A 20523-nucleotide genomic window follows, 5' to 3' on the forward strand; every position below is an offset into this window, starting at 1 on the left:
AGGATGGACGACTGTCAGGTTTACCTATGCTTTCAGCCCCCCAAGAGACTGCTTTTTTGGTGAGTCGTTAGGGTGTGACGGATGTTGGCTGTTGATCCAGCGGCCAGTCTTGAACAGGCAAGTTAAGTGTTTGCAGCTGCGGTAAGAGAGCGGCACGATCGCCTATCACCAGAATCGGCATCTGATCTAGTTGAATCCAGCGCTGGGCTACTGCCTGCACATCGGCAGGGGTCACTTTCAGCAGTGCGTCTCGATAGCGCCAGAGAAAGTCTTCGGGATATTGGAAAAATTCGGTACGCAGGAGCCGCCCCAAGGTTTGGTCGGGAGATTGGAAGTTGAAAACAAAGCTATTGAGCAGGCGATCGCGGATTTGCTGCAGTTCAGCCTCACTGATGGGCTGCGATCGCACGGTGGCTAACTCAGCCCGGAGCGCTTGAATCAAGGCTGCGGTCGTGGATTCTGCAGTTTGGCCTCCTGCCACAAACAGACCCGGACGCTCAAAATTAGGCTGACCGCTGCCATAGACGCTGTAGGCAAGGCCGAGCCGCGATCGGATTTGGTTGGAGAGCCGTCCCGAGAAGCCATTGAGCAGTTCATTGAGCACTGTCAGGGCGGCATAGTCAGGATCGTCGAGGCGTCCGCCAAGGCTTGCCATCTGAACAGTACTTTGGCTGAGCTGTGGCTGGTCGATGAGATAGATAGCTGTGGCGGGTGGCGTTAGCGGCTCGGTTGGCAGGTCAGCAATCGTAGAGGTCTGAGAGGGTTGCCATTGCCCCCAAGTCGCTTGCAGGGTTTGACAGAGTGGCGCCGCTTGGAAATCCCCCACGATTCCCAACCAGAAGCGATCAGGACGGTAATAGCGTTGGTGAAAAGCGACTAAATCCTCCCGCCGTACCCGCTGCAGATCAGCAGCTGTTAGGCTCCGAGCTAAAGCATCGCTAGGTCCATAGATCAACTTGGGCAGTTCTCGACTGGCGATCGCGTCGGGACGATCGTTTTGTCGGGCCAAGACCGCTAAGCTGCGATCGCGGAGCTGCTGGAGGCGATCACTGGGAAAAGCCGGATCGGTCAGCAGCTCAAACAGGCGATCGAGCACAAAGGCAAGGTCAGGACTAAAGCTGCGAAAGCTGAGGCTAGCGACAGTAACGCCGGGACTGGATTCAAGGCTGGCAGCCCGTTCTTCGAGCTCTTGGTCGAGCCGATCGATGGGGTATGCCCGACTGCTGCCCTGACGAAGCATCGCCGCCGTGAAGTCAGCGGTTCCCCAGCGATCAGCTGAATCCAGACGGGAACCTGCATCCACTAACAGGCGGCCACTGACCAAAGGCAAGCTGCGATCTTCAAGCAGATACACCCGCAGGCCGTTATCTAAGCGGCAGCGATCGATGTTGGGTTGTTGCAGATTAGTCGCTGCGATCGCATGGGCAGGACTCTGGAGCCAGCAGAGCAGAAGTGCAATCCCAAGCAGGAGCCAGCGGCGGATCACGATGCGGCTCCTAACAGTTGCCCCACCAACTGGCGATCGCGCTGGAAGAGACGGCGAGCTGCTCGCTGCAAGTCTTCGGGGGTTAACTGCTCCAGTGCTTCCAGATCGCGGAAGAGTTGCCGCCAATCACCCGCCTCGGCCTGATATTCAGCTAGCTGCTGAGCCATGCCTGCATTAGACTCCAAGCCCTCCAGTAAATCCATCCGCAGTTGATTGCGAACGCGATCGAGTTCCGCTTGAGTCAGGGGTTGCTGCCGGAGCTGTTCCACCATAGCGGTGATAGCTTGAACAACTGTTTGCGGCTCAACACCCGGTCGTGGTGAAGCGGAGATGACAAATAGACTGGGCAGGCGATCGCCGGGGAAATTTGGAAAGGCTTGGGCCGCCACAACCAAGCGATCGCCTTCAACTAAGTTCTGGTAAAGCCGCGATCGCCGCCCTCTGCTGAGAACTTCCGCCAGTAATTGCATCGCCAGTTGATCCGGATCTCGAGCCGCTGGCATCGGATAGGCGACGACTGCCCAGGGCTGGCTGCGAGCCGTTAACGTCATCGTGCCTGCTTGAGGTTTAGCGATCGCTTTGGGGCGTGCCGGGGTGGGTCGCGATGGTTCGGCTGCAAAGTACTGGTTGGCCCAACGACGAACTTGGGTCGGATCCACATCCCCAACAATCGCGATCGTCAGGTTATTGGGACCGTAATACTGCTCAAAAAACCGCTGGACTGTGGCGCGATCGAGGGCTTCAATATCTGCCCGTTCACCGATCACAGGACGTCCGTAGGGCTGATTGGGAAAGGCTTTGGCTTTGAGGGCTTCCAGCAGCTGACTGACGGGGTCATTGTCTAAGCGCTGCCGCCGTTCTTCGAGAATGACAGCCTTTTCTTCAAAAAACTCACGGAACACCGGCTGCCGAAAACGCTCCGCTTCCAGCGCCATCCAGAGTTCAAGTTGCTGGGCTGGCAAGCTACAGAAATAGGTGGTGGCATCTGCACTGGTGGTGGCATTCAAACCCACCGCTCCGGCATTCTCGAGGCGCTGCCCAAATTCATTCTGCTGAACGTAGCGGGCAGCCTGGGCCTGCACCGCCTGAAAGCGCTGGGTCAAAGCTGTGATCTCTGCCCCCTGAGCTTGTTGTAGTTGCCGGTTAAGTTGGTCGAGTTCAGCCAGTAAGGGCGCTTCCTCAGCATAGTTGCGAGTGCCGATGGTCGTGGTGCCCTTAAAAGCTAGATGCTCGAGAAAGTGAGCAATCCCCGTCTGCCCAGGCTGTTCATCTGCACCGCCCACGGCGGCATAGGTCAGCACGGATACTACTGGAGCCTGTGGCCTCCGCATGACGATGAAGTGCAAACCGTTGCGCAACTGAAAGTCTTCAACCTGTGTCTGAGCAGCTTGCCAGTAGGGACTGAGATCGAGTGGTGCTGCGATCGCGGTGCTCTGGCTGACAACAACACACAACACAATGAGCAGCCAGAGCAGCCCGCGACGGCGCGATCGCTGAGGTGAAAGCCGGAACAATTAGCGTGAAGCCCGTGACACGGAGACTGCGTAAGTGTCGAACATCATGCCGACGACTGCGCAGGTAGAGCCAATGACCAGCAGCCCATAAAGAGGATTACCGCTGCCGAAGGTATCGCAGAAGTAACGCAAAACTTGTAAACCAGCTTGTCCCCAAGATCCGATACCGGGTAGCCAGCTCAAACTGGCCATCACCAACCACAGCACCCCCATCACCGCTAGCGGTGCAACAAAGCCCAAAGTTCCTGCAACCGCAAGCGATCGCAAAAATCGTTCAGGCAGGGGCCGAAGGAGCATGGGAGACACCAAGGGCAAGTTAGTTGCTTTCAATCTAGCGATGCCCTTCCGGAGAGACCTGAAATCGTTAAAATTCTTAAGACTTAATTAAGTAATAGTTGGCGGAACCGAAAAGCCGTTCGTATCGTGAGAAGGAATTGAAGCCAACTGTTGCAAAACGTTTGGCTCTCATTTTAGAAACACTTTATCTTGGATTTCTCCATCTTGGAGAATCGACCGGTAGCCTAAGCGGCGATCGCGGCCTATTAATTGCTGGAGAAGAGCCCTGAACAGCCTCAAGCGCTGGTTAAGTCGACTGCTGCTCGCTGTGTTGCTGGCTGGGCAGGTGGTGCTTCATCTCTTTCGTGCTCGGATCGATCCCCACAACACCCGAGAGCAAATGGCCAACGTTGGGCCATCCTCACTGTTAATCACGCTTTTGACAGGTGTCTCAGTCGGGGCCGTTTTCACAATTCAAGTGGCCCGAGAGTTCATCAATTTTGGGGCTGGCAATGTCGTGGGTGGCGTCTTGGCGTTGGCCCTGTTTCGAGAACTGGCACCAGTGCTAACCGGTGTGGTGGTGGCGGGTCGGATTGGCTCCGCCTTCGCCGCTGAAATCGGCACGATGCAAGTGACCGAACAGATTGATGCGCTGTTGATGTTGCGGACTGATCCGGTCGACTATTTGGTGGTGCCACGGACGTTGGCCTGCTGCTTGATGATGCCGGTGCTCTCGCTCGGGTTTGGCCTGATCGGCCTGTTTGCCGGCAGCTTGGTGGCGCAGTCTGCCTATGGCATTCCGCTCAGTATCTTTTTTGACGGCATTCGGAATTTTCTGGAGCCCTGGGATGTGCTGAGCAGCTTAATTAAAGCGGTGATCTTTGGTCTGGTGGTTGCAGCGATCGGGACCAACTGGGGGCTAACCACCACTGGCGGTGCTAGAGGCGTCGGTGAGTCTACGACAGGTTCGGTTGTCACTTCCCTCTTGATGATTTTTGTCTTGGATTTCTTCCTGTCGCAGTTCATGTTTAGTGGTGTGGGCGATGTCGCGCTGTGACCATCCGCCACAACAGCAATGGCAAAATAGCGAGGACAGCGATCGCGTGAGCGAAAAACATCATGCTGACTGATGTGGCAACAGCGCCAACTGTTTTACCCCTAGCCCCCAGTTATCGGCTGCCGGGCGCTGTAGTATTGGCTGCACTGCCGCTGCTGTGGCTCAATCTCTGGCTGAGTTTGGGGGTTGCCGCATTTGGGCTGTTTTTGGTCTATCAAGCAGCAACCTTGCGCTTGTTCTTTACCGCCACGGATTTAGACATTTATCGGGGCGATCGCCTGTTGCGTCGTTTTCCCTATTCGATGTGGCTGAACTGGCGTATTTATTGGTCGCCGCTGCCGGTCCTCTTCTACTTTCGCGAGACTGAAAGCATTCACTTTCTACCGATTCTGTTTGATAGTCGCGGTCTACGGGCAGCGCTCGAACAGTTTTGTCCGGCTCGGTAGTTGTCGTTCCTAGGGTTTTCCATGCTGCCAGACGATTTCTCGGTATTACCCCCAGAACCAGAGACACCGCCGGTGTTGTTGCCAGAGCTGGGACGAGATCCTGAAGCGGTGGCTGAACCGACACCCGAGCTGTTCACCCCCGTTGAGGTCACTCCGAGGGAGGAAACCCCACCGAGCGCCAGCATTGATGACACCCCGACTGCTGAAGATGCTCTGCAGCGATTGACCGCGATCGCCCTTGCAGATCTGGAAGCCCGCCAAGCCGCGTTGCTGGCCTCCATTGAAAAGCTAGAGCAGCGGCGCGATCGCATTCAGCAGGAAATTCGCAGCAGCTTTGCCGGCAAATCGCAGGAGATCGCTGTCCGCGTTCAAAGCTTTAAAGACTATCTCGTCGGTAGCCTGCAGGATTTGGCAGCCACGGCTGAGCAGTTGGATTTAGTCCCGCCACAACCGATCGCAGCGCCGGAAGTAATTGCACCACCACCGGCACCTCCCGAGCAGATGGTGCCATTGCGCCCCGGTTTTGCAGACCCAGAATTTGCACCGGAGGCAGAACTGATCGAGCAAGAACTCAATCGCTACCGCCAGTCGCCAGACTACTACGGTCAACCGTGGGTGCTGCGTCGCACCTTTGAAGCGGTGCATGAAGAGCCTGTCCGCGACTGGTTTTTTACCGCTGGTGGCCGCGGGGCACTCCGTAGTTTTGGCAGCCGTCAGCAGAATGTCTTGATTGCTTCCGCGGTGATTTCCGTGCTCAACCACCTCTATGGTGAGCGACTCGTGCCGCTGATTTTGGCCAGTACCCCCGAACGGCTTGGCGAATGGCGGCGAGGTCTACAGGATTGCTTAGGGCTTTCGCGGGAAGACTTTGGCCCAAATCAAGGCATCACGCTCTTTGAGTTTGCCGATGCACTTGTTCAGAAAGCAGAACGGATTGAGGAGCGCGGCGATCTGCCCCTGATCATCATTGATGACGGTGAGGAGAGCGTTAGCCTGTCGCTGCTGCAATTCCCGCTTTGGTTGGCTTTTGCACCCGATCCCCGTCAACCTAGCTACGACCTGTTCTGATCCAAGCTCGGGCGATCGCTCAGAGAGGGTCGCCAATAGCGGCGCAATCCCCAGAGAATCACTAGTTGAAAGGGAACGAGGGCGAGAAACTCGCGCGCGACGACTGGCCATTGCAACTGTGAGAGAGCAACGAAGTAGACGCCTCCCATGACTAGCAAGAGACTGCGATTAATCAGGAAACGAGATTTCATAGGACGCCCAAGTTAAAGAGGAGCGATCGCCCAAGGTGGTGGCCAACTGCCCGCTTGCCAACTGATCCACAAGCGAGTGATGTAGTAGATCAGTAGACCCACTAAGAGTGGTAGCCCAATTTTGCGAATAAGCGATCGCCAAGGTAGGAGCGATCGCCCTCGCCACAGTTCAGCTGCCCAGATTAAACCTGCTGCCAGACTGGCAATCAGTAGAGGCGGCCCAAACGCATGAAATTGAACAGCTGTTGCCCAATCACCACGCCCAGTGGCTGCGAGCGATCGCGTCATGCCACAGGTAGGACAGGGCAAACCTGTAAGCGCTAAGAGTGGACAGGTCCATTGCAGTGGCAGGCGATCGCGACCGTAGAGTGCCGTATACAGCGCTCCACCCCCGAGGAGGAGCAAGCCTACCTGCCGTTGCTGTCGAAATTTTCGACTAGAACCAAGGCTTGCGACCCGTGATGTAGATCGCTTCGAATTGCTCATCAGTCTTGGTCAGGTAGATGATGCCTTCAATGATGCCAATGATGCTCATGACAGGCGCCAGAAAACCACAGCTGAGGATGGAGACCAAAAGCATAATGATACCTTCGGTGGTATAGCCCAAGACAAATTTGTGAATGCCCAAGGCACCCAGAATGATGGCTAAAATACCAGCCAAAATTTTCTTGCTATTGGCTTGATTGTTCGATGGTGATGTCGTCATTGGGATGGGCTCAAGCTGAGAAAGAAGTTTCTTCCTTATTCAAGCATCTTCTGAAAAATTGGCAATCCCAATAATGTCTTCATAGGCTGCTGCGATCGCACAAACAGACCAAGGAATTGTGAACAGTAAACCAAGTCCACAGGGAATAATGCCAGCGATATTAATTAATGTAAGAACAATCAAAAAGCCGAAAAAGGCAAACCACTGCTGAGTAACCAGCTTGCAGCTAAACTCTAAAGCCTGCCAAGGCTCGAATTGGCGCTCTGCTACTAAAGGGATCGCAAAAAGATAACCAACGCTTAAATAAATACCAGGAATGACCAACAGGACAAAGCCGATCACTGTTAATGCGCTGATCAGCAAAGACGTGAGGAAGAAGGGCAGAAAACAATTAAAGCCGCGAAAGAAATCCCCAAACTCGATACGTTGCTGCTTGATTATTTTGAATGCAACTAAAAAAATCCTGCTGACAGTGGTCCATTGACGATTAGTTGAATTGCTCCCCCAGGACCCAATCGTGGCACCGTATTGTCATCTCCTGCAAAGGCGCCATCGATGCCAGCTAAGACTGCGTAAATGATGCCAACGACTAAAAGGTAAGCAATAAAGAGTCCGATATTTGCCTTGAAAATCTCCCAGCCTCGCGAGAGATACGCGCCAAGGCGAAACTCATAGTGGCGCTCCAGCAGCTCCTCATGACTGGACCCAGAGCCAGAGGTCATCGCGATCGCAGGGGAAGTTGACGTTTCGAGTATCGGGGCGATCGCCGGAGATTTTGCTCTTCTTAAGAAAAATTCAGGCTCAAGCGTGTTGGTCTAGCGCCTGCTCCAGTGTTTGCAAGCGTTGATAGGCGACCGCGAGGCAGCAATAAAACAGCGGCAGAATCACTACCAAGCCCAGACAACAGGTAACGATCGTGATCGCACTACTCACCCCTGTCCAGACAGTCATCCCAACAACCGCTGGTAGCCAATGCGATCGCACCATGCGCAGGCTGCGTTGCATGGCTGGCCAAGCCCGTAGATGGCGATCGGCAATCAAAAGGAAGGTGAATTGATAGCCAATCATCAGGTAGCAAAAACTGACGAAGCCGATCAGACCCAAAGCACTGCTGCTGATGCCGATCGCGATCGCAATGTTGCGATTGACCTCCCACCAGCTCCATAGTCCAACAACCCCAATCAGCCAAGGACTCCAGCAGATTAGGGCGATCGTACTGATCCAAGTCACGGCCCAGAAGGACTGCCAAAACAGGAAGGGGTGCTGAAAGCCAATCCAGAAGTCACTAAAGGGGCGATCGCGATCGCGGAGCCGCTGCCAAATTCCCCAGTTCAAACCCAAGGTCAGGGGGCCAATAAAGAAGGGGAGCGCTAACCAGCCAAGGATTGGTAGGCTTTGCAAGCCACTTTGAATCAGTAAGCTGACTGCCGAGAAACCCAGCAATTCAGCCGGATATTGCTGAAACAGTTGCCAGCCTTCTTGCCAGAGCGATCGCAGTTTGAGTGGAGTCATCAGAGTTTCGCGATTGCCAGTCGCACTCAATAAAAAACGGCCCCCGCAGGAGCCGCTTTGATTGTGCATCAGAGGCTGTAATTAAGCCGCATCAATCGGTTTGTATTCAGCCGGAGCCAAAGCATTACCGCGCAGCAGGCTGCCCAGCGTTTTGGCCGTGATTTTCAGCTGCACCAAGGGATTCGCCGGCACAACAGTCTTGTAGAGGTAGCTGTCAAAGGTCAGTCGCTGCACGTCTTTGTCGTCGCACATTTCCACAAAGGCTTCGCGGGTGGCATCGGAGCGATAGAAGACGGTTTGTAGCAAGTCCAGCACTTTGTAGGTGGTGCCGTACTTCTTATCCCAGCGGCGCAGATACTGTTTCAGATCCGCTTCGGTGGGGATACGAGCGCCATTGTTGGAGGTTTCAACAATCGTTTCAGCGCACATCCGACCCGATTTAGCAGCGAAGTAGATGCCTTCACCCGAAGACTTGGTGACGTAGCCTGCCGCGTCGCCAACCAGTGCAGCCCGACCAACAACCCGACGCGGACGCGGATGCTCGGGAATGGGGTGCGCTTCGACTTTGATGATCTTGCCGCCTTCCAAACGGTTCGCTGCCCGAGCGCGAATGCCCGCTTGCAATTTCTTGATCAGGCGTTGGTTGACGTGCATCGTGCCTGTGCCGACCGCTACGTGGTCGTATTTGGGGAAGACCCAAGCGTAGAAGTCGGGCGAAACGTCGCCACCGACGTACATTTCCGCCAGATTTTCGTAGTAGTGCATCTTGTCTTCGGGCAGACGGATGCGCTCTTGGAAAGCGATCGCGTAGTTGTAATCGCCTGCATCAATTGCCTTAGCAATCCGTGAGTTGGCACCGTCAGCACCAATCACCACATCGACTTCGAGGGTCGTAGCAATGCCTTCCAAGCTGCCGTTGGAGTGGTCAGCGTAGTGCAAGACGTAGGGATCACGATCGCCCTTTGGTAGTTCCAAGCGGAAGAGCGTACCGTTGATCAGCTTGGCACCCAGACTGGCAGCGCGATCGCGCAGAAAGCCATCCAGCACTTCCCGACGGGTCATGCCAATGTACTCGTCCTCGTTGTCGAGGTTGATGTTGACCTCGCGGTTGGACGGCGAAATCATCTTCATGTTGCGTACGCGACGATCGATGATCTCCGCCGGTAGGTCAAACTCGCTGACCATGCAAAGCGGAATCGCACCGCCGCAGGGCTTTGCGTTGTCTAACTTGCGTTCGATCAGATAAGTTTCAATGCCGGCTTTGACGAGCGTTTCCGCCGCACAAGATCCCGCCGGTCCGCCGCCGACCACAGCCACCCGAAGTGCCAACGCTTTGCCCTCTAACGTTTTCTGGCTACAGGTTGGGATCCTATCACGGGCATTTTGCTGTCCCCGACTGGCCTTTTACCTCTGTGTCAAAGCTGAAACAGACGTTAACAGAACGAGAGATTTTCCCTTGGTGACTCTATGGCGATCCCAGAGAATCGCCGCGATCGCAATGCTCAGTGGCGTCCGTCCCCTCCAGGGTCACAGTCGCACTTGAGCTGGCTAATCCCTTGGGGTCCGTCGGGGTCAGCGATAGACTAGAGGCCAGCGATCGATTGCCCTGTTTGGTGATTCGCTGTTGTCTTCTGAAAACCTGTGACTCGTCAACGATCCGCACTCCGGCCTTCTGATCGGCGTCTCAATTCCCGACAACTGCGGCGCAATTCTGTGCAGTTGGGGCGAGCACTGTCTGCGCGATCGCAGCATCGAGTGGGGCAATGGTTTAAGTGGTTGCGCCCAGGACTGCTGATCAAACGCTGGATGTTGCTGAGCATTTTGGGCTTTTTTGCTGCCCTTCTCGGCGCGGCAATTTGGGCTGACCTAACGCCGGTCTACTTCTTGCTGACAACGGTGCAACGCGGCCTCGGCTTTGTGACCCAATTGTTGCCCAACTATTGGAGTGGGCCTCTGCTGCTAGGCATTGGCCTGCTGCTGCTCTACCTGGGTCAGTCGCGAACCGTTGGCTCAATTACTGAAGCACTGCGGCCAGAGCAAGAAGAAGAGCTGGTGGATGTGCTGCTCTCACACCGACGACTCAGCCGTGGTCCTCGGATCGTCGCGATCGGTGGAGGTACCGGTCTCTCAACACTGCTCCGTGGTTTAAAGCAGTACAGCACCAATCTGACGGCGATCGTGACGGTTGCTGATGATGGCGGCTCCTCGGGACGCCTGCGCCGAGAGATGGGGGTTCAGCCTCCTGGCGATATCCGTAATTGTCTGACGGCACTAGCCAATGAAGAAAAACTGCTGACGGAACTGTTTCGCTATCGCTTTGCCAGTGGCGATGGTTTAGTCGGCCATAGCTTCGGTAACCTCTTTCTGACGGCGATGACTGCTGTCACTGGGGGCGACTTTGAGAAGGCGATCGCAGCGAGTTCCAAGGTGCTCGCGGTGCAGGGGCAAGTTTTGCCGGCTACTCTCTCAGATATGCGCCTCTGGGCAGAATTGGAGGACGGTCGCCGCATTGAAGGCGAGTCGCAGATTACTGAAGCGGGTGGGCGCATCGTTCGTCTGGGCGTCACCCCTGCGGATCTCCCGGCTCTACCTCGCGCTCTGGAGGCGATCGCGGCAGCGGACTACATCATCATTGGCCCTGGGAGCTTGTTTACCAGCATCATTCCCAACTTGCTGGTTCCGGCGATTGCCAAAGCCCTCGCGGAGAGTTCTGCTTACCGAGTCTATGTCTGCAACATCATGACCCAGCCCGGTGAGACCTTGGGCTACACCGTGGCTGACCATATTCGCGCGATCGATTCCGTCTATCCAGAGCCGCTGTTTGATGCGGTCTTGGTTCAGCGCCAGCCTCCTTCCGAGGCGGCAGTGCAGCGCTATGCGCAGCAGAACTCCCAGCCTGTGCAGATCGATCGCGATGCTGTGCTGCAACTTGGACGGCAAATGATCCTGGCTAACGTCATGGAAGAGGATCCGCAAACACACTGTGTGCGTCATCAACCAACGCGCTTGGCGGCTGCTCTGATGCGTTGGTATCGCCATGCCGCGAAGTAACCTTTGTCTGACAGGGCTCTTACAGGGGATGTCTTAATTGCTCTGAGCTTCGATCTTTTCCAGTCTCTAAGCCAATGCGATTTTTCTTGCCGGATGCCACTGCTACGACTGAGTTTGGAGTCCTGTTAGGACGGAAGCTTTTGGCCAGCAGCACGCTCCTGCTGGAGGGCGACTTGGGGAGCGGTAAAACAACGCTGACCCAGGGAATTGCCCAAGGTCTAGGCATTGTGGATGCGGTGGTCAGTCCTACCTTTACGCTGGTCTGCGAGTATTCTGAGGGCCGTTTACCTCTCTATCACTTCGATCTCTATCGATTAACGACTGCGGATGTGGCGCGCCTGCTGCCCGAACTCTACTGGGAGGGGGTGGAGTTTGAGCCAGGCCTGGTGGTGATCGAGTGGCCCGATCGCCTGCCCTATCGTCCGGCTGCCTACTGGGACTTACAACTGACCCCAATGCAGGATCCCGAAGGACGCCAGCTGGTACTGACCCCAGTCGGTCAAGATGCTGAGACGGTGACGGAATTGCAAACGCAACTAGCGGCCCAGTTCACAGTAATGCCTGAAGCTGCCGAATCGTGATTTGGCTGGTGCGTTCCCACGAGAACTGCTGCGATCGCGCTAGGGCCGCAGTACTCAAACGCTGTTGTAGCCCAGGCTCCTGAGCGACAGCCTGCATGGCTGCAGCGATCGCTGCGGGTTGGGACGGATCAAAGTACAGCCCAGCATCGCCGACTACTTCTGGTAAAGAGGCGCGATCGGAGACAAGTACCGGCGTTCCGCAGGACATCGCTTCCAAAACCGTCAATCCAAAGCCTTCCCAGAGGCTGGGATGCACGAGGGCGATCGCTTGGTTGAGGATGATGGGCAGCTGCTCGCGAGGCACATAGTTTTTGAACTTCACGACTGCTGTCAGCCCTTGCGCCTCGAGCTGGGCTTGAATCACGGGCAGAAAGCGACGGTCCACAGGCCCAACAATCCAGAGCTCACAATCCAATTGCTGTTGCACCATCGCAAATGCCTCAATCAGACGCTGCAGATTCTTGTAGGGATTGAGGCGACCAACATAGACAAAATAGTTACGGCGATTGAGCCGAAGAGGTCGAAACTGCTGGCGATCGCAGGCTAAAGGCGTGATGGTCACGTGCTGGTCTGGAACGCGAAAGAAGGTTTGTAAATCCTGAGCCGTAGCGTGGGAGTTACAGAAAATATGGGTTGCTTCGTTGAGTAGTGCTGGCAAATAGTGACGGAAATAAAGTGAGGAAAAAGAATGGTTGGGAAACCGTAACGGAATAACGTCATGGACCATGATGACTTTACGAATAGATCGCCCGAGCGGCGCTTCAGGGATCGGCGAAAAGAGCAGTCGGCTGCCCAGGTTCCGATAGATTTTCCCTAACTGGGTCTGGGTCCAAATCAACCGTCGTAGGTGTCCCTGCAGTCCTTGGATTGCGGTCATGTTATCGGGGATCCGCAGGGTTGTTGCGCCATCCAAACCGTAGGGAGCCAGCAACACTGGGTGGAGCGTCCGCGCTAAGTGAGGAACGAGTTGCAGCCCATAGTGACTCAAGCCTGTAGCCTCTCGATTGAGATAGGCCAGGTTGATCAGCAACTCCGTCGAGGCTGGAATGAGACCTCCGATCGACACCGCTGTTGTGGGGTGGGAAGTTGGCATGTCACCCGCCGGAGCGCAAGAGAATTTCGACCCACCTTAGCCGATGCTGGGATCAGGGATGGCACAATGAGCCGAAATAAGAGCAGCTTGTTGGCATGCGATCTTCTACCCAGTGGTTGGGAACATTAGCGACCCTTGGCTTCCTGTTGGGGGCCATCAGCGGGGGCGTTGTTCTGCCGACTGCTGCTTTCGAACTGCCGCAGCCACCGATCGCGCAGTCTTGGCCCCTCAAGTCTGCGATCGCGGCGGCGGGACTTACCGTGATTGGCCTGCAGGTCGCGGCACGGCGCTAGTCAGCCATTAGGACTGGCGATCGCCGTCTAGAGCAGTGGCCCGATTGCAAACCCTAGCCCAATTCCCACCAGCACTACCTGCCAAGTGGGTCGTTTCCAGCGCACGAGAGCTACAAGATTACCGGCAAAGAGCAACAGGCTGAACAGCAGAATCGACAGCTGATCGCTCTGTAGAGAAGGACGGGCTAAAGGCCAAAGGGTCGCAGCGATCGCACCGAGTACGGCGGGACTGACCCCGCGCAGAAATTGCTGAATGCCTTGGTTTTGCCGCAATCGCTGTAAAAGTGGTGCGGCCAACAGAATAAACAGAAAGGAAGGCAGAAAGATCCCGAAGGTAGCCGTTGCTGCCCCGCTCAAACCTGCGACTGCAAAGCCAATGAAAGCCGCAGTTAAGACAACAGGCCCCGGGCTAAGTTGGCCGATCGCGACGCCATCGACAAATTGCTGGGCTGTCAGCCATTGCCATTGCTGCACAACTTGTTGCTGGAGCAGGGGAATAATCACCAAGCCACCCCCAAAAACGAAGGTGCCTGTTTCCAAGAAGAAGCGAAACAGCGGACCACTTCGTTCTGGCCATTGGGACCAGCCCCAGAAGTCAGTGGGGCCGATCGCAGCCGGTAAGAGGGGAAGCCAAGCAGCCTGCGATCGTTTCGCCCACAGCCAACTGATGGCTCCGGCCAAGACTAGGACGAGGAATACAGGGATGGCCTCACTCAGCGTCAGGATCAGTGCTGCGATCGCCAGACCCCAGTGCAGCGGCTCTTTTAGCACCCGTTGGCTGAGACGGAGACAGAATGCGGTAATAATCGCAGTGATTGCTGGTGCGGCACCCAGAAACAGATCTTGGACAGTAGGAACCGTTTGAAAGCGAAAGTAGGCCCAAGCCAAGGCCACCACGATCGCAAAGGCTGGTGCAATAAAGCAAACGCCGCTGACCACACCTCCCAGCCATCCCGCTCGGCGATAGCCGATGTAAATGCCCATCTGGGTCGATGCAGGTCCCGGCAGCATCTCACAGAGCGCCACCCCTTCGCTAAATTCTTCGGGCGTTAGCCACTGCCGATGTTGAACGACCGCCTCTTCCATCATCGCGAGGTGAGCTTGGGGACCCCCAAAACCCACGGTTCCCAGAGTAAGGAAGAGAGCAGCAAGTTCTAGCAGGGGTGAGCGATCGGCCATGACAGTCCAGCAGGGGGCGCTGTTGGAGGCTAAACCGATCGCGATCGCGCTGTCTGTCCCCTAGCCAACGTCGTCATGGGACGGGCGTTAGGGTGCCTGTTGAGTCAACAACACCTGCAGCTCAGGCGTAGCGATCGTGGTCGTTCCCGTAGTAGGCAAGAGGCTGGCGGGTTGGCCCCGCAGGGTTTGATCAAGGAAGGCTAAAGTCAACCCCTGGAAGAGACGATTACCAGCGGCTTGGCTAGGGCCAATTAGCTCCGGCGGCAAGTTAATCTGAAACCCCTGCGGTTGCTGGGAGTTGGGTGGTAGCACCGTGAAATGGGTGCCATTGACGGCTAAGGCCAGCCACTTTTGACGACTCCCCAGCTGTTGGAATGCAGCCACGGCCTCGGGCTTCAGTGGAGTGACCACATCACGGCTTCCGCCCCAAATTAACGTCGGGACTGTCACCTGTGCCAGACTGGCTGGCCCAAACACATCACTGGATAGGCCATCGGCTGCGACCGCTGCCACAATTCGCGGATCGCTCAGGCTATAGCTGGGTTGCGGCAGGTTGATGGCAATGCATTGGAGCAGTGTCGAGAGATTGTTGCGGAAGCGATCGAGCGGCTCACATTGTTGCCGAGCATTGACAGGGCTCAGGGGGGCACCTGCAACAGCGATTGCGCCATAGCCTCCGTAGGAATGACCGATCACCGCTGCTTTCTGGGTTTGAACCCGTGCTGCGATCGTCCGTGTTGCAGCCAGCTGATCGAGCACAAACCGAATATCCGTGGGAATGTCCAGCAGGGCTTGCGGGCCAGGTGGGCTACTGATGCCAACCAAGATGTTCTCAAATGACTGGGCACTGGTGGTCACATGCTCGGGAACAGCGACTGCGTAGCCATGGGAGGCCAGATGACGAGCTAGGTAGGCAAAGGTCTGACGACTTTCCCCCAGCCCATGGGAAATGACCACGAGGGGTAGATTCTGAGTCGTTCCGCTGGGCAGGTAGACATCGGTGGGGACGGGCCGATTGCGCTGAGGATCCTGCCAGTTCAAGGTCTGCACCTGAACTGCATTAGGGCCAGGCGACTGATAGCGCTGTTGCAGGTTGGCATCTGCTGGCTGACTACGTTGCTGAATGCGGTTTACGATCGCTTCAGTCGCCAGCAGCTGGTCATTGAGCTGCTGAAGGTAGGTCAGAAATACATTGAGGTCGAACAGCAGCGTCTCGGCTGGGAAGGACTGAATCGCGCTGAGGAACGAGAGTCCCTGGGGTGACTGTGCTGCTGTGATGATCGCCGTGGCGATCGCTGGATCTGTTAGGGAAACTGCTGGCTCAGCCCGAATTACGTTCGAGAGCCGGGTCAGGAAGATGCTGAAGGTATCGCCCCGATTGACGATTTGCTGGATCGATTGCGGCGAGATCGGGACGGGTGATGTCAGGGCTTCGCGGATGGACTGTTGAACTTCCGGTGAAACCAAAGTTAACAGTGCCCGCAGGTCGGACCCGACAGGGCGTCCTTGGGCAAAGTTATTGAGGTCATTGACCGAGATAGTGATGTCTGTACCGGCCCAACGGACCGTAATGTTTTCGGCAGCTTGTCCAGGGATTGCCGTGAGGATAGCCGCTCCGAGCCCCATCACGGTACTGAGCAGCGGTGCGAACCAAGACCGGGGCTTAAACATCGTGTAACTATCCTTGGTGGCATGGAGAAGCGGGGGCTCAGCGATCGCTAACCTGCGCAATTCAGCCTAGAGCAGCTGGTTTCCTGAACCTCTCGCTAGTTAAAAGTTAGAGTGCGCTCACTGGAATTCAAGCGATTCGCAAGAAAATCGTGACATTCTCAGCTGCAGCAATCGCCTTGCCGTTAGCGCTTCAGCATCAGGTAGTAGAGTGCACCGGGACCGTTGACAGCACCGGCACGGGCTTTGGCAATTGCCCCCGTGCCCCAAAAGACATCGACTCGACCATAGCCACGAATCGCGCTGCCTGTATCTTGATCGAGGACATAGCGATAAGAAAGCCCAGCCCGATCGCCCGCCAAGGGTGCTTTGATCAGGGCCAAAGCTGCTGGGGGAAAAAGCGTCTTATCCGTGGCGATTGAGCGGCCAGGCGTCAGCGGCTGGCTGAGGCTGCCTGTTGCAGCTGCCCCTGCGGTTGGCTTGAAGAAGACAAAGCGATCGTTGCGAGGCAGGTAGTCACTGAGGCGATCGGGATTGGCAGTGAACCAATCAATTAGCTTGCCGAGGGTCAGGCTTTCGGCGCTAAAGATTCTATCCCGCACGAGTTCTTGACCAATGCTGCGGTAGGGGTGCTGGGTCGCACCGGCGTAGCCGATCGTGAATTCACGCCCGTTGGTTAACTGCAGGCGGGCCGAGCCTTGGACATGGACGAGGAAAGCAGAGAGGCGATCGCTGAGCCAGACGAGTTCTGTACCCGCCAAGGGACTGCGAGCGCCCAATAGACCATCCTCCCCTTCGATTTGCCGCCGCGTCAGGTGGGGCTGCGGCCAGCGATCGAGGTCAACTGGCCGCCGGTAGAGGGGATAGCGATAGGTGGCGGTGCGGGTCAAGCTAGCGGGATAGACCGCTTCGTAGTAAGCCGTGAAATCAACGCGCTGGTTTTCGTCTAGGCCAGGGGATTGCCAGAGTTGAAACTCTCTGCGGATGGCGGTTTCAAACGCTGCCGCATTGCGACTGGTCTGGAGCAGTTGCCGAAAGCGCTGCAAACTACGCTGCACCCAGCGGCGATCGGGTTGGTTCGCCGGACGATCGCGGTAGGCTTTCTCAGCTGCAGGGGTGGACAACCAAGCCAGGCTGCGGTCAATCGCAGTAATCATGGCCTGGCGATCGCGAGCCGTTTGCCAGAGCCCTGTGTCTTGACCTACCGGCCACTGCGCACTGAGACGGAGTCCTGAGTCGGTGACTGTTGCCGCGGGTGCGGGCTGTGTGACCGCCGGTTGTATCCAGCGATCGCCGCCGAGGACACCCAAGAGTATGAGCCCCAGTAGTACTTGCGATCGCATGTCTCGACCTTCGCGTCAGAAATCGCCGTTAGTCTAGCAAGCAGGTTGCCTGGGTTTGAGTCGATCGCCCATTGCCTGCTTCGACCGCTTCGCGAGACAGTGGACAGCGGATCACAGGTCAATCACTGCCATGGGTACAGCACCGGGAATCATTGGACGGGTTTTGGCCCCGGCGATTAAGCTCTGGCTGCATAGCCAAGCCACGATCGCACAGCTGGATCTCCAGATTGGCGGCGGCAGTCGTCAATTGCTCGGGGGAACGATTCCCGATGTCGCGATCGCAGCCCAAGGCATTGTCTACCAAGGACTCTGTCTGGAGCGGATGTCCTTACTGGGTTCCGAGATTCGCGTCAATTTGCCCCAGATGGTGCGCGGACAGGCCTTTCAACTGCTCCAAGAAATTCGCATCCAAGCAGAAGTCCAACTGCTGGAATCCAACTTCAATGACTCGCTGGCATCCGAACTGTGGCAGCAAGCGCTTTGGCAAATTCTGGGCGATTGTTGGCAACAGCTAGGTCTATCGCTTGAACAGCTTGCAACCCAGCTCCAGTTTCGACTTCGCCCCGATCGCCTGCATTTACAATTCGCCCCAGAAACAGAACTGTCCCTGAGCCTCGACCTCGCCGATCCGCAGACCCTGCGCCTGCATAGCCCGCAGTGGCAGTCAGCCAGCCAGCCCGCACCCGATTTGCAGTGGTTGGAGTCCTATGCGATTGCCTTGGGGGAGGATGTGGCGATCGCCAGTCTGGTGATCAGCGAAGGTCAAGTCGATCTGACCGGTGAGTTTCGGGTTCTCCCCACCGTGGCCTAGCGCAACAGCGGCAAGAGCAGCGTCACAAAGTAGTACATCATCGGCGCGGTAAAGATGTAGCTATCGGTGCGATCGAGGATCCCGCCATGACCGGGAATGATTTGACCCGAATCTTTGACACCGGCATCCCGTTTCATCATCGATTCGGTTAAGTCGCCCAGCAGGCTGCAGCCACCGATGATCAGGCCCAGTCCCAAGCCCGTCAGCAAGGGGTAGGGCCAAGCCAACGAGAAAGCGCCGATCGTGGCGACAGTCATGCTGCCAAGCAAACCAGAGATGGCTCCCTCCACAGTTTTCTTGGGGCTCACCTGCGTCAGCTTGGTGCGTCCCCACCAACGCCCCATGAAATAGGCACCGATATCAGCTGCCCAAATGCAGAGGAACGCCAAGAGGAGCAGCGCCAACCCCGGTGGCAATTGGTTGAACGGTAGCCAGCGATCGGGCCAGAAGCCCCCGAGCGGCAGGTTACTGCTGGCAGCCGCTCCGAGCGATCGCAGTCGCACCCAGTAGCTGGGCAAATAGCCGGTGTAGAACAAACCCAGAATCGAAGCGGCAATATCGGCAATGCTGGAGGGTTTGGGCTTAAATTGCAGCCAAGCACAGATCAGAATGGCCGTTACCGGTAGGATCGCGTCGGTGAGTGCAGGATTCAGATTAGCGACAATCAGCAGCAGCTGGCTGACAACCAAGGTTGTACGTGCCGCTGGCATCATGCCCTTCAGGCGAACCAGCTGAAAATATTCTTCGAGGCCAAGGTAGACCATGATCCCGAGGCCACAGGTGAAATACCAGCCGCCCAAGGTCAGCAATCCCAGAGCGATCGCGATCGCCACCGTGCCACTGAGAATGCGGGTCCAAGGCATGAGGAGAAATAGTCCGCCAATTGTTTACTGTGGCACAAGGACTGATGACTGTTTCAAAATTGCGGCAGAGAGATTCAGAACCAACCGGTATGTTGCTGAGACCGGATCCATCAGGCTGGGCGAGAGTCTGATCTTCTGATCTCGACCTGCACCGTTCCATTGCGAATGGAAAAGAGCGCGATCGCTCTCCTTCAATCCCACCGTGCAAGGAAAGCACCGCAGTAGAATGGGCATCTTGACCCTTTCGCGCTGCTCTGCTGCATGGCCCCAGCCAAGCTTTCTCCTGCTGATAAGCAAGCGTTGATCGAGCGCTTTCGCAAAACCACCGATCCGATCGCCGCTTTGGCCGAACAGTTTGGGGTCAGCGTCAGCACGGTGTCGCGGATTTTGCGGGGCAGTTTTCCGCCCAAAGAATACGAGCAGTTGCGCGAGCGCCGCAGCAAGTCTGCGGAGAGTCCAGCAGAGGCTCCCGACGCTGAAACAGTCGCCCCAGCAGCTGTCAGCCTGTCTGAAGCAACACCTGTTGGTGCAGCAGCCGTCACAAGCGAGCCAGACGAAGAAACTGCAGCTGAGACCGCACCGACAACAGAGTCAGAGGCAACGAGCGCTGGCCGTCGTCGCCGTCGCCGTTCAACAGCAGCGACTACTGCCGAGACTGGCGCGAGTGAGGAAACTGACAATCCCCAACTCGCTGAGGTCAGCACCCCAAGCCCAGAATCAGCCGACTCCGTAACCGTCACCACGGCGGCTGAGCCAGCACCGACCCCTACTGACTTGCCAACGCCAACAACCGATCGCCCGCGCCCCATTCTCAAAACAGCGGCTGCCGATACGGCCAACCCATCGGTAGCATCCACCGAGCTGCCAGATGAAGATGAAGATGAACTGGTCGAGACTGCCAGTACCCCCGCCATCGATTTGGAATTGACGGCCGACGACCTGCGAGGTGGCGGCGCTGCAATCGAGGATGCGGATGAATTTGGGGAAGATGACAGCGAGGAAGATGAACTCGCTTTTGATGAGGAAGAGTTAGGAGCAGAAGGCGAAAGCGATCGCACGGAAGCACCTGCCACCTTAGAACTATTGCCCTTGGGCATCGCCCCCTTGCCGCGTACCAGCTATGTCGTTGTCGATCGCACAGCGGATTTAGTGACTTGTTCGCTGACAACACTGACTGAATTGGGAACCGTCGAAGCGGATCAGGCTGAAGCACAAGCCTTGCCACTGTTTGACAACCCCCGCACAGCGAAACGCTTTTGCAAGCGCAATCAACGAGTGATTAAACTGCCCGATAGTCAGGTCCTGCTCAAGACAACCCGCTGGCTACAAGCCAAGGGCATCCATTGCTTGTTGATTGATGGTCAAGTTTATTCCCTGGACTGATC

The 20523-nt window shown here is 56.4% G+C and carries 23 protein-coding genes; 8 read left to right on the plus strand and 15 right to left on the minus strand.

All coding sequences use genetic code 11. From position 1 onward, the window contains the following. Nucleotides 1–67: 67 nt before the first annotated feature. The 3 genes from DOP62_RS11565 to DOP62_RS11575 are packed head-to-tail and all read right to left on the minus strand — an operon-like array spanning nt 68 to nt 3297. Entirely contained in the window at nt 68–1486 is a 1419-nt protein-coding gene (locus tag DOP62_RS11565; RefSeq protein WP_208674954.1) for a M16 family metallopeptidase, read from the minus strand. Continuing rightward, nucleotides 1483–3000: a M16 family metallopeptidase gene (locus DOP62_RS11570; protein ID WP_370538800.1), complete on the minus strand. Its 1518-nt coding sequence runs from the start codon at nt 2998–3000 to the stop codon at nt 1483–1485. The genes DOP62_RS11565 and DOP62_RS11570 overlap by 4 nt, the downstream gene beginning before the upstream one ends. Then, on the minus strand, nt 3001–3297 hold the full coding sequence (locus DOP62_RS11575; RefSeq protein ID WP_261789933.1) for a hypothetical protein: 297 nt from the start codon (nt 3295–3297) through the stop codon (nt 3001–3003). Nucleotides 3298–3541: 244 nt separating this feature from the next. Between DOP62_RS11575 and DOP62_RS11580 the strand changes: the two genes are divergently transcribed. From DOP62_RS11580 to DOP62_RS11590, 3 genes are all read left to right on the plus strand, one after another. Further along, on the plus strand, nt 3542–4333 hold the full coding sequence (locus tag DOP62_RS11580) for an MlaE family lipid ABC transporter permease subunit (protein WP_208676814.1): 792 nt from the start codon (nt 3542–3544) through the stop codon (nt 4331–4333). 62 nt (nt 4334–4395) lie between these two features. Further along, entirely contained in the window at nt 4396–4779 is a 384-nt protein-coding gene (locus tag DOP62_RS11585; protein ID WP_208674956.1) for a DUF3119 family protein, read from the plus strand. Between the two features lie 21 nt (nt 4780–4800). Then, nucleotides 4801–5847: a DUF3086 domain-containing protein gene (locus DOP62_RS11590; RefSeq protein WP_208674959.1), complete on the plus strand. Its 1047-nt coding sequence runs from the start codon at nt 4801–4803 to the stop codon at nt 5845–5847. On the opposite strand, the gene DOP62_RS11595 is transcribed toward DOP62_RS11590, so the two are convergent. From DOP62_RS11595 to chlP, 7 genes are all read right to left on the minus strand, one after another. After that, on the minus strand, nt 5832–6038 hold the full coding sequence (locus DOP62_RS11595) for a hypothetical protein (RefSeq protein ID WP_208674961.1): 207 nt from the start codon (nt 6036–6038) through the stop codon (nt 5832–5834). The genes DOP62_RS11590 and DOP62_RS11595 overlap by 16 nt on opposite strands. Nucleotides 6039–6050: 12 nt before the next feature. Continuing rightward, nucleotides 6051–6443: a DUF2752 domain-containing protein gene (locus DOP62_RS11600; protein ID WP_261789934.1), complete on the minus strand. Its 393-nt coding sequence runs from the start codon at nt 6441–6443 to the stop codon at nt 6051–6053. Nucleotides 6444–6474: 31 nt separating this feature from the next. Then, complete coding sequence (locus tag DOP62_RS11605; RefSeq protein ID WP_208674965.1) at nt 6475–6744, minus strand: TM2 domain-containing protein; 270 nt, start codon at nt 6742–6744, stop codon at nt 6475–6477. Between the two features lie 39 nt (nt 6745–6783). Beyond that, entirely contained in the window at nt 6784–7107 is a 324-nt protein-coding gene (locus DOP62_RS11610; RefSeq protein ID WP_261789935.1) for a hypothetical protein, read from the minus strand. Nucleotides 7108–7196: 89 nt separating this feature from the next. Continuing rightward, nucleotides 7197–7466 carry a hypothetical protein gene (locus tag DOP62_RS11615; protein WP_261789936.1) on the minus strand — a complete coding sequence of 90 codons (270 nt, stop codon included), beginning with the start codon at nt 7464–7466 and terminating at the stop codon, nt 7197–7199. 79 nt (nt 7467–7545) lie between these two features. Further along, nucleotides 7546–8256: a hypothetical protein gene (locus tag DOP62_RS11620; protein WP_208674966.1), complete on the minus strand. Its 711-nt coding sequence runs from the start codon at nt 8254–8256 to the stop codon at nt 7546–7548. An 81-nt stretch (nt 8257–8337) separates the two neighbouring features. Continuing rightward, a complete protein-coding gene (gene chlP, locus DOP62_RS11625) occupies nt 8338–9585 on the minus strand; it encodes a geranylgeranyl reductase (protein WP_208674967.1) in 1248 nt (415 codons plus the stop codon). Nucleotides 9586–9897: 312 nt separating this feature from the next. On the opposite strand from chlP, the gene DOP62_RS11630 reads away from it, so the two are divergent. Then, a complete protein-coding gene (locus DOP62_RS11630) occupies nt 9898–11307 on the plus strand; it encodes a gluconeogenesis factor YvcK family protein (RefSeq protein WP_208674968.1) in 1410 nt (469 codons plus the stop codon). 74 nt (nt 11308–11381) lie between these two features. Then, nucleotides 11382–11888 (plus strand): tRNA (adenosine(37)-N6)-threonylcarbamoyltransferase complex ATPase subunit type 1 TsaE, encoded by a 507-nt coding sequence (gene tsaE, locus DOP62_RS11635; protein ID WP_208674969.1) that lies wholly within the window; start codon nt 11382–11384, stop codon nt 11886–11888. On the opposite strand, the gene DOP62_RS11640 is transcribed toward tsaE, so the two are convergent. Next, nucleotides 11857–12981, minus strand: coding sequence for a glycosyltransferase family 4 protein (locus DOP62_RS11640; RefSeq protein WP_370538801.1), 1125 nt, complete (start codon nt 12979–12981; stop codon nt 11857–11859). The two genes, tsaE and DOP62_RS11640, sit on opposite strands and share 32 nt — an antisense overlap. A gap of 95 nt (nt 12982–13076) precedes the next feature. Here DOP62_RS11640 and DOP62_RS11645 point away from each other — a divergent pair, with 95 nt between their 5' ends. Continuing rightward, a complete protein-coding gene (locus tag DOP62_RS11645; protein WP_208674970.1) occupies nt 13077–13274 on the plus strand; it encodes a hypothetical protein in 198 nt (65 codons plus the stop codon). Nucleotides 13275–13301: 27 nt separating this feature from the next. On the opposite strand, the gene chrA is transcribed toward DOP62_RS11645, so the two are convergent. The 3 genes from chrA to mltA form a co-directional block, all read right to left on the minus strand. Next, the gene (gene chrA, locus DOP62_RS11650) at nt 13302–14453 is read right to left on the minus strand and encodes a chromate efflux transporter (protein ID WP_208674971.1); all 1152 of its coding nucleotides are present in this window, start codon (nt 14451–14453) and stop codon (nt 13302–13304) included. Nucleotides 14454–14540: 87 nt separating this feature from the next. Further along, nucleotides 14541–16124: an alpha/beta hydrolase gene (locus tag DOP62_RS11655; protein ID WP_208674973.1), complete on the minus strand. Its 1584-nt coding sequence runs from the start codon at nt 16122–16124 to the stop codon at nt 14541–14543. A 182-nt stretch (nt 16125–16306) separates the two neighbouring features. Next, complete coding sequence (gene mltA, locus DOP62_RS11660; protein ID WP_370538802.1) at nt 16307–17464, minus strand: murein transglycosylase A; 1158 nt, start codon at nt 17462–17464, stop codon at nt 16307–16309. A gap of 130 nt (nt 17465–17594) precedes the next feature. Between mltA and DOP62_RS11665 the strand changes: the two genes are divergently transcribed. Then, complete coding sequence (locus tag DOP62_RS11665) at nt 17595–18275, plus strand: LmeA family phospholipid-binding protein (RefSeq protein WP_208674975.1); 681 nt, start codon at nt 17595–17597, stop codon at nt 18273–18275. Here the strand turns inward: DOP62_RS11665 and DOP62_RS11670 are convergent. After that, nucleotides 18272–19138: a phosphatidate cytidylyltransferase gene (locus DOP62_RS11670; protein WP_208674977.1), complete on the minus strand. Its 867-nt coding sequence runs from the start codon at nt 19136–19138 to the stop codon at nt 18272–18274. The two genes, DOP62_RS11665 and DOP62_RS11670, sit on opposite strands and share 4 nt — an antisense overlap. A gap of 261 nt (nt 19139–19399) precedes the next feature. Between DOP62_RS11670 and DOP62_RS11675 the strand changes: the two genes are divergently transcribed. After that, nucleotides 19400–20521: a hypothetical protein gene (locus tag DOP62_RS11675; protein ID WP_208674979.1), complete on the plus strand. Its 1122-nt coding sequence runs from the start codon at nt 19400–19402 to the stop codon at nt 20519–20521. Nucleotides 20522–20523: the final 2 nt, after the last annotated feature.

Origin of the sequence: Synechococcus elongatus PCC 11801, assembly GCF_003846445.2 — a bacterium.
GTDB lineage: Bacteria > Cyanobacteriota > Cyanobacteriia > Synechococcales > Synechococcaceae > Synechococcus > Synechococcus elongatus_A.

Bases quoted from the DNA above. Each gene is read 5' to 3' on its own strand.
- chrA (WP_208674971.1), bottom strand. From the start codon at position 14,453: ATGGCCGATCGCTCACCCCTGCTAGAACTTGCTGCTCTCTTCCTTACT.
- DOP62_RS11585 (WP_208674956.1), top strand. From the start codon at position 4,396: ATGCTGACTGATGTGGCAACAGCGCCAACTGTTTTACCCCTAGCCCCC.
- DOP62_RS11590 (WP_208674959.1), top strand. From the start codon at position 4,801: ATGCTGCCAGACGATTTCTCGGTATTACCCCCAGAACCAGAGACACCG.
- DOP62_RS11620 (WP_208674966.1), bottom strand. From the start codon at position 8,256: ATGACTCCACTCAAACTGCGATCGCTCTGGCAAGAAGGCTGGCAACTG.
- mltA (WP_370538802.1), bottom strand. From the start codon at position 17,464: ATGCGATCGCAAGTACTACTGGGGCTCATACTCTTGGGTGTCCTCGGC.
- DOP62_RS11675 (WP_208674979.1), top strand. From the start codon at position 19,400: ATGGCCCCAGCCAAGCTTTCTCCTGCTGATAAGCAAGCGTTGATCGAG.
- DOP62_RS11615 (WP_261789936.1), bottom strand. From the start codon at position 7,466: ATGACCTCTGGCTCTGGGTCCAGTCATGAGGAGCTGCTGGAGCGCCAC.
- DOP62_RS11670 (WP_208674977.1), bottom strand. From the start codon at position 19,138: ATGCCTTGGACCCGCATTCTCAGTGGCACGGTGGCGATCGCGATCGCT.
- DOP62_RS11605 (WP_208674965.1), bottom strand. From the start codon at position 6,744: ATGACGACATCACCATCGAACAATCAAGCCAATAGCAAGAAAATTTTG.
- DOP62_RS11595 (WP_208674961.1), bottom strand. From the start codon at position 6,038: ATGAAATCTCGTTTCCTGATTAATCGCAGTCTCTTGCTAGTCATGGGA.
- DOP62_RS11665 (WP_208674975.1), top strand. From the start codon at position 17,595: ATGGGTACAGCACCGGGAATCATTGGACGGGTTTTGGCCCCGGCGATT.
- DOP62_RS11575 (WP_261789933.1), bottom strand. From the start codon at position 3,297: ATGCTCCTTCGGCCCCTGCCTGAACGATTTTTGCGATCGCTTGCGGTT.
- tsaE (WP_208674969.1), top strand. From the start codon at position 11,382: ATGCGATTTTTCTTGCCGGATGCCACTGCTACGACTGAGTTTGGAGTC.
- DOP62_RS11640 (WP_370538801.1), bottom strand. From the start codon at position 12,981: ATGCCAACTTCCCACCCCACAACAGCGGTGTCGATCGGAGGTCTCATT.
- DOP62_RS11645 (WP_208674970.1), top strand. From the start codon at position 13,077: ATGCGATCTTCTACCCAGTGGTTGGGAACATTAGCGACCCTTGGCTTC.
- DOP62_RS11655 (WP_208674973.1), bottom strand. From the start codon at position 16,124: ATGTTTAAGCCCCGGTCTTGGTTCGCACCGCTGCTCAGTACCGTGATG.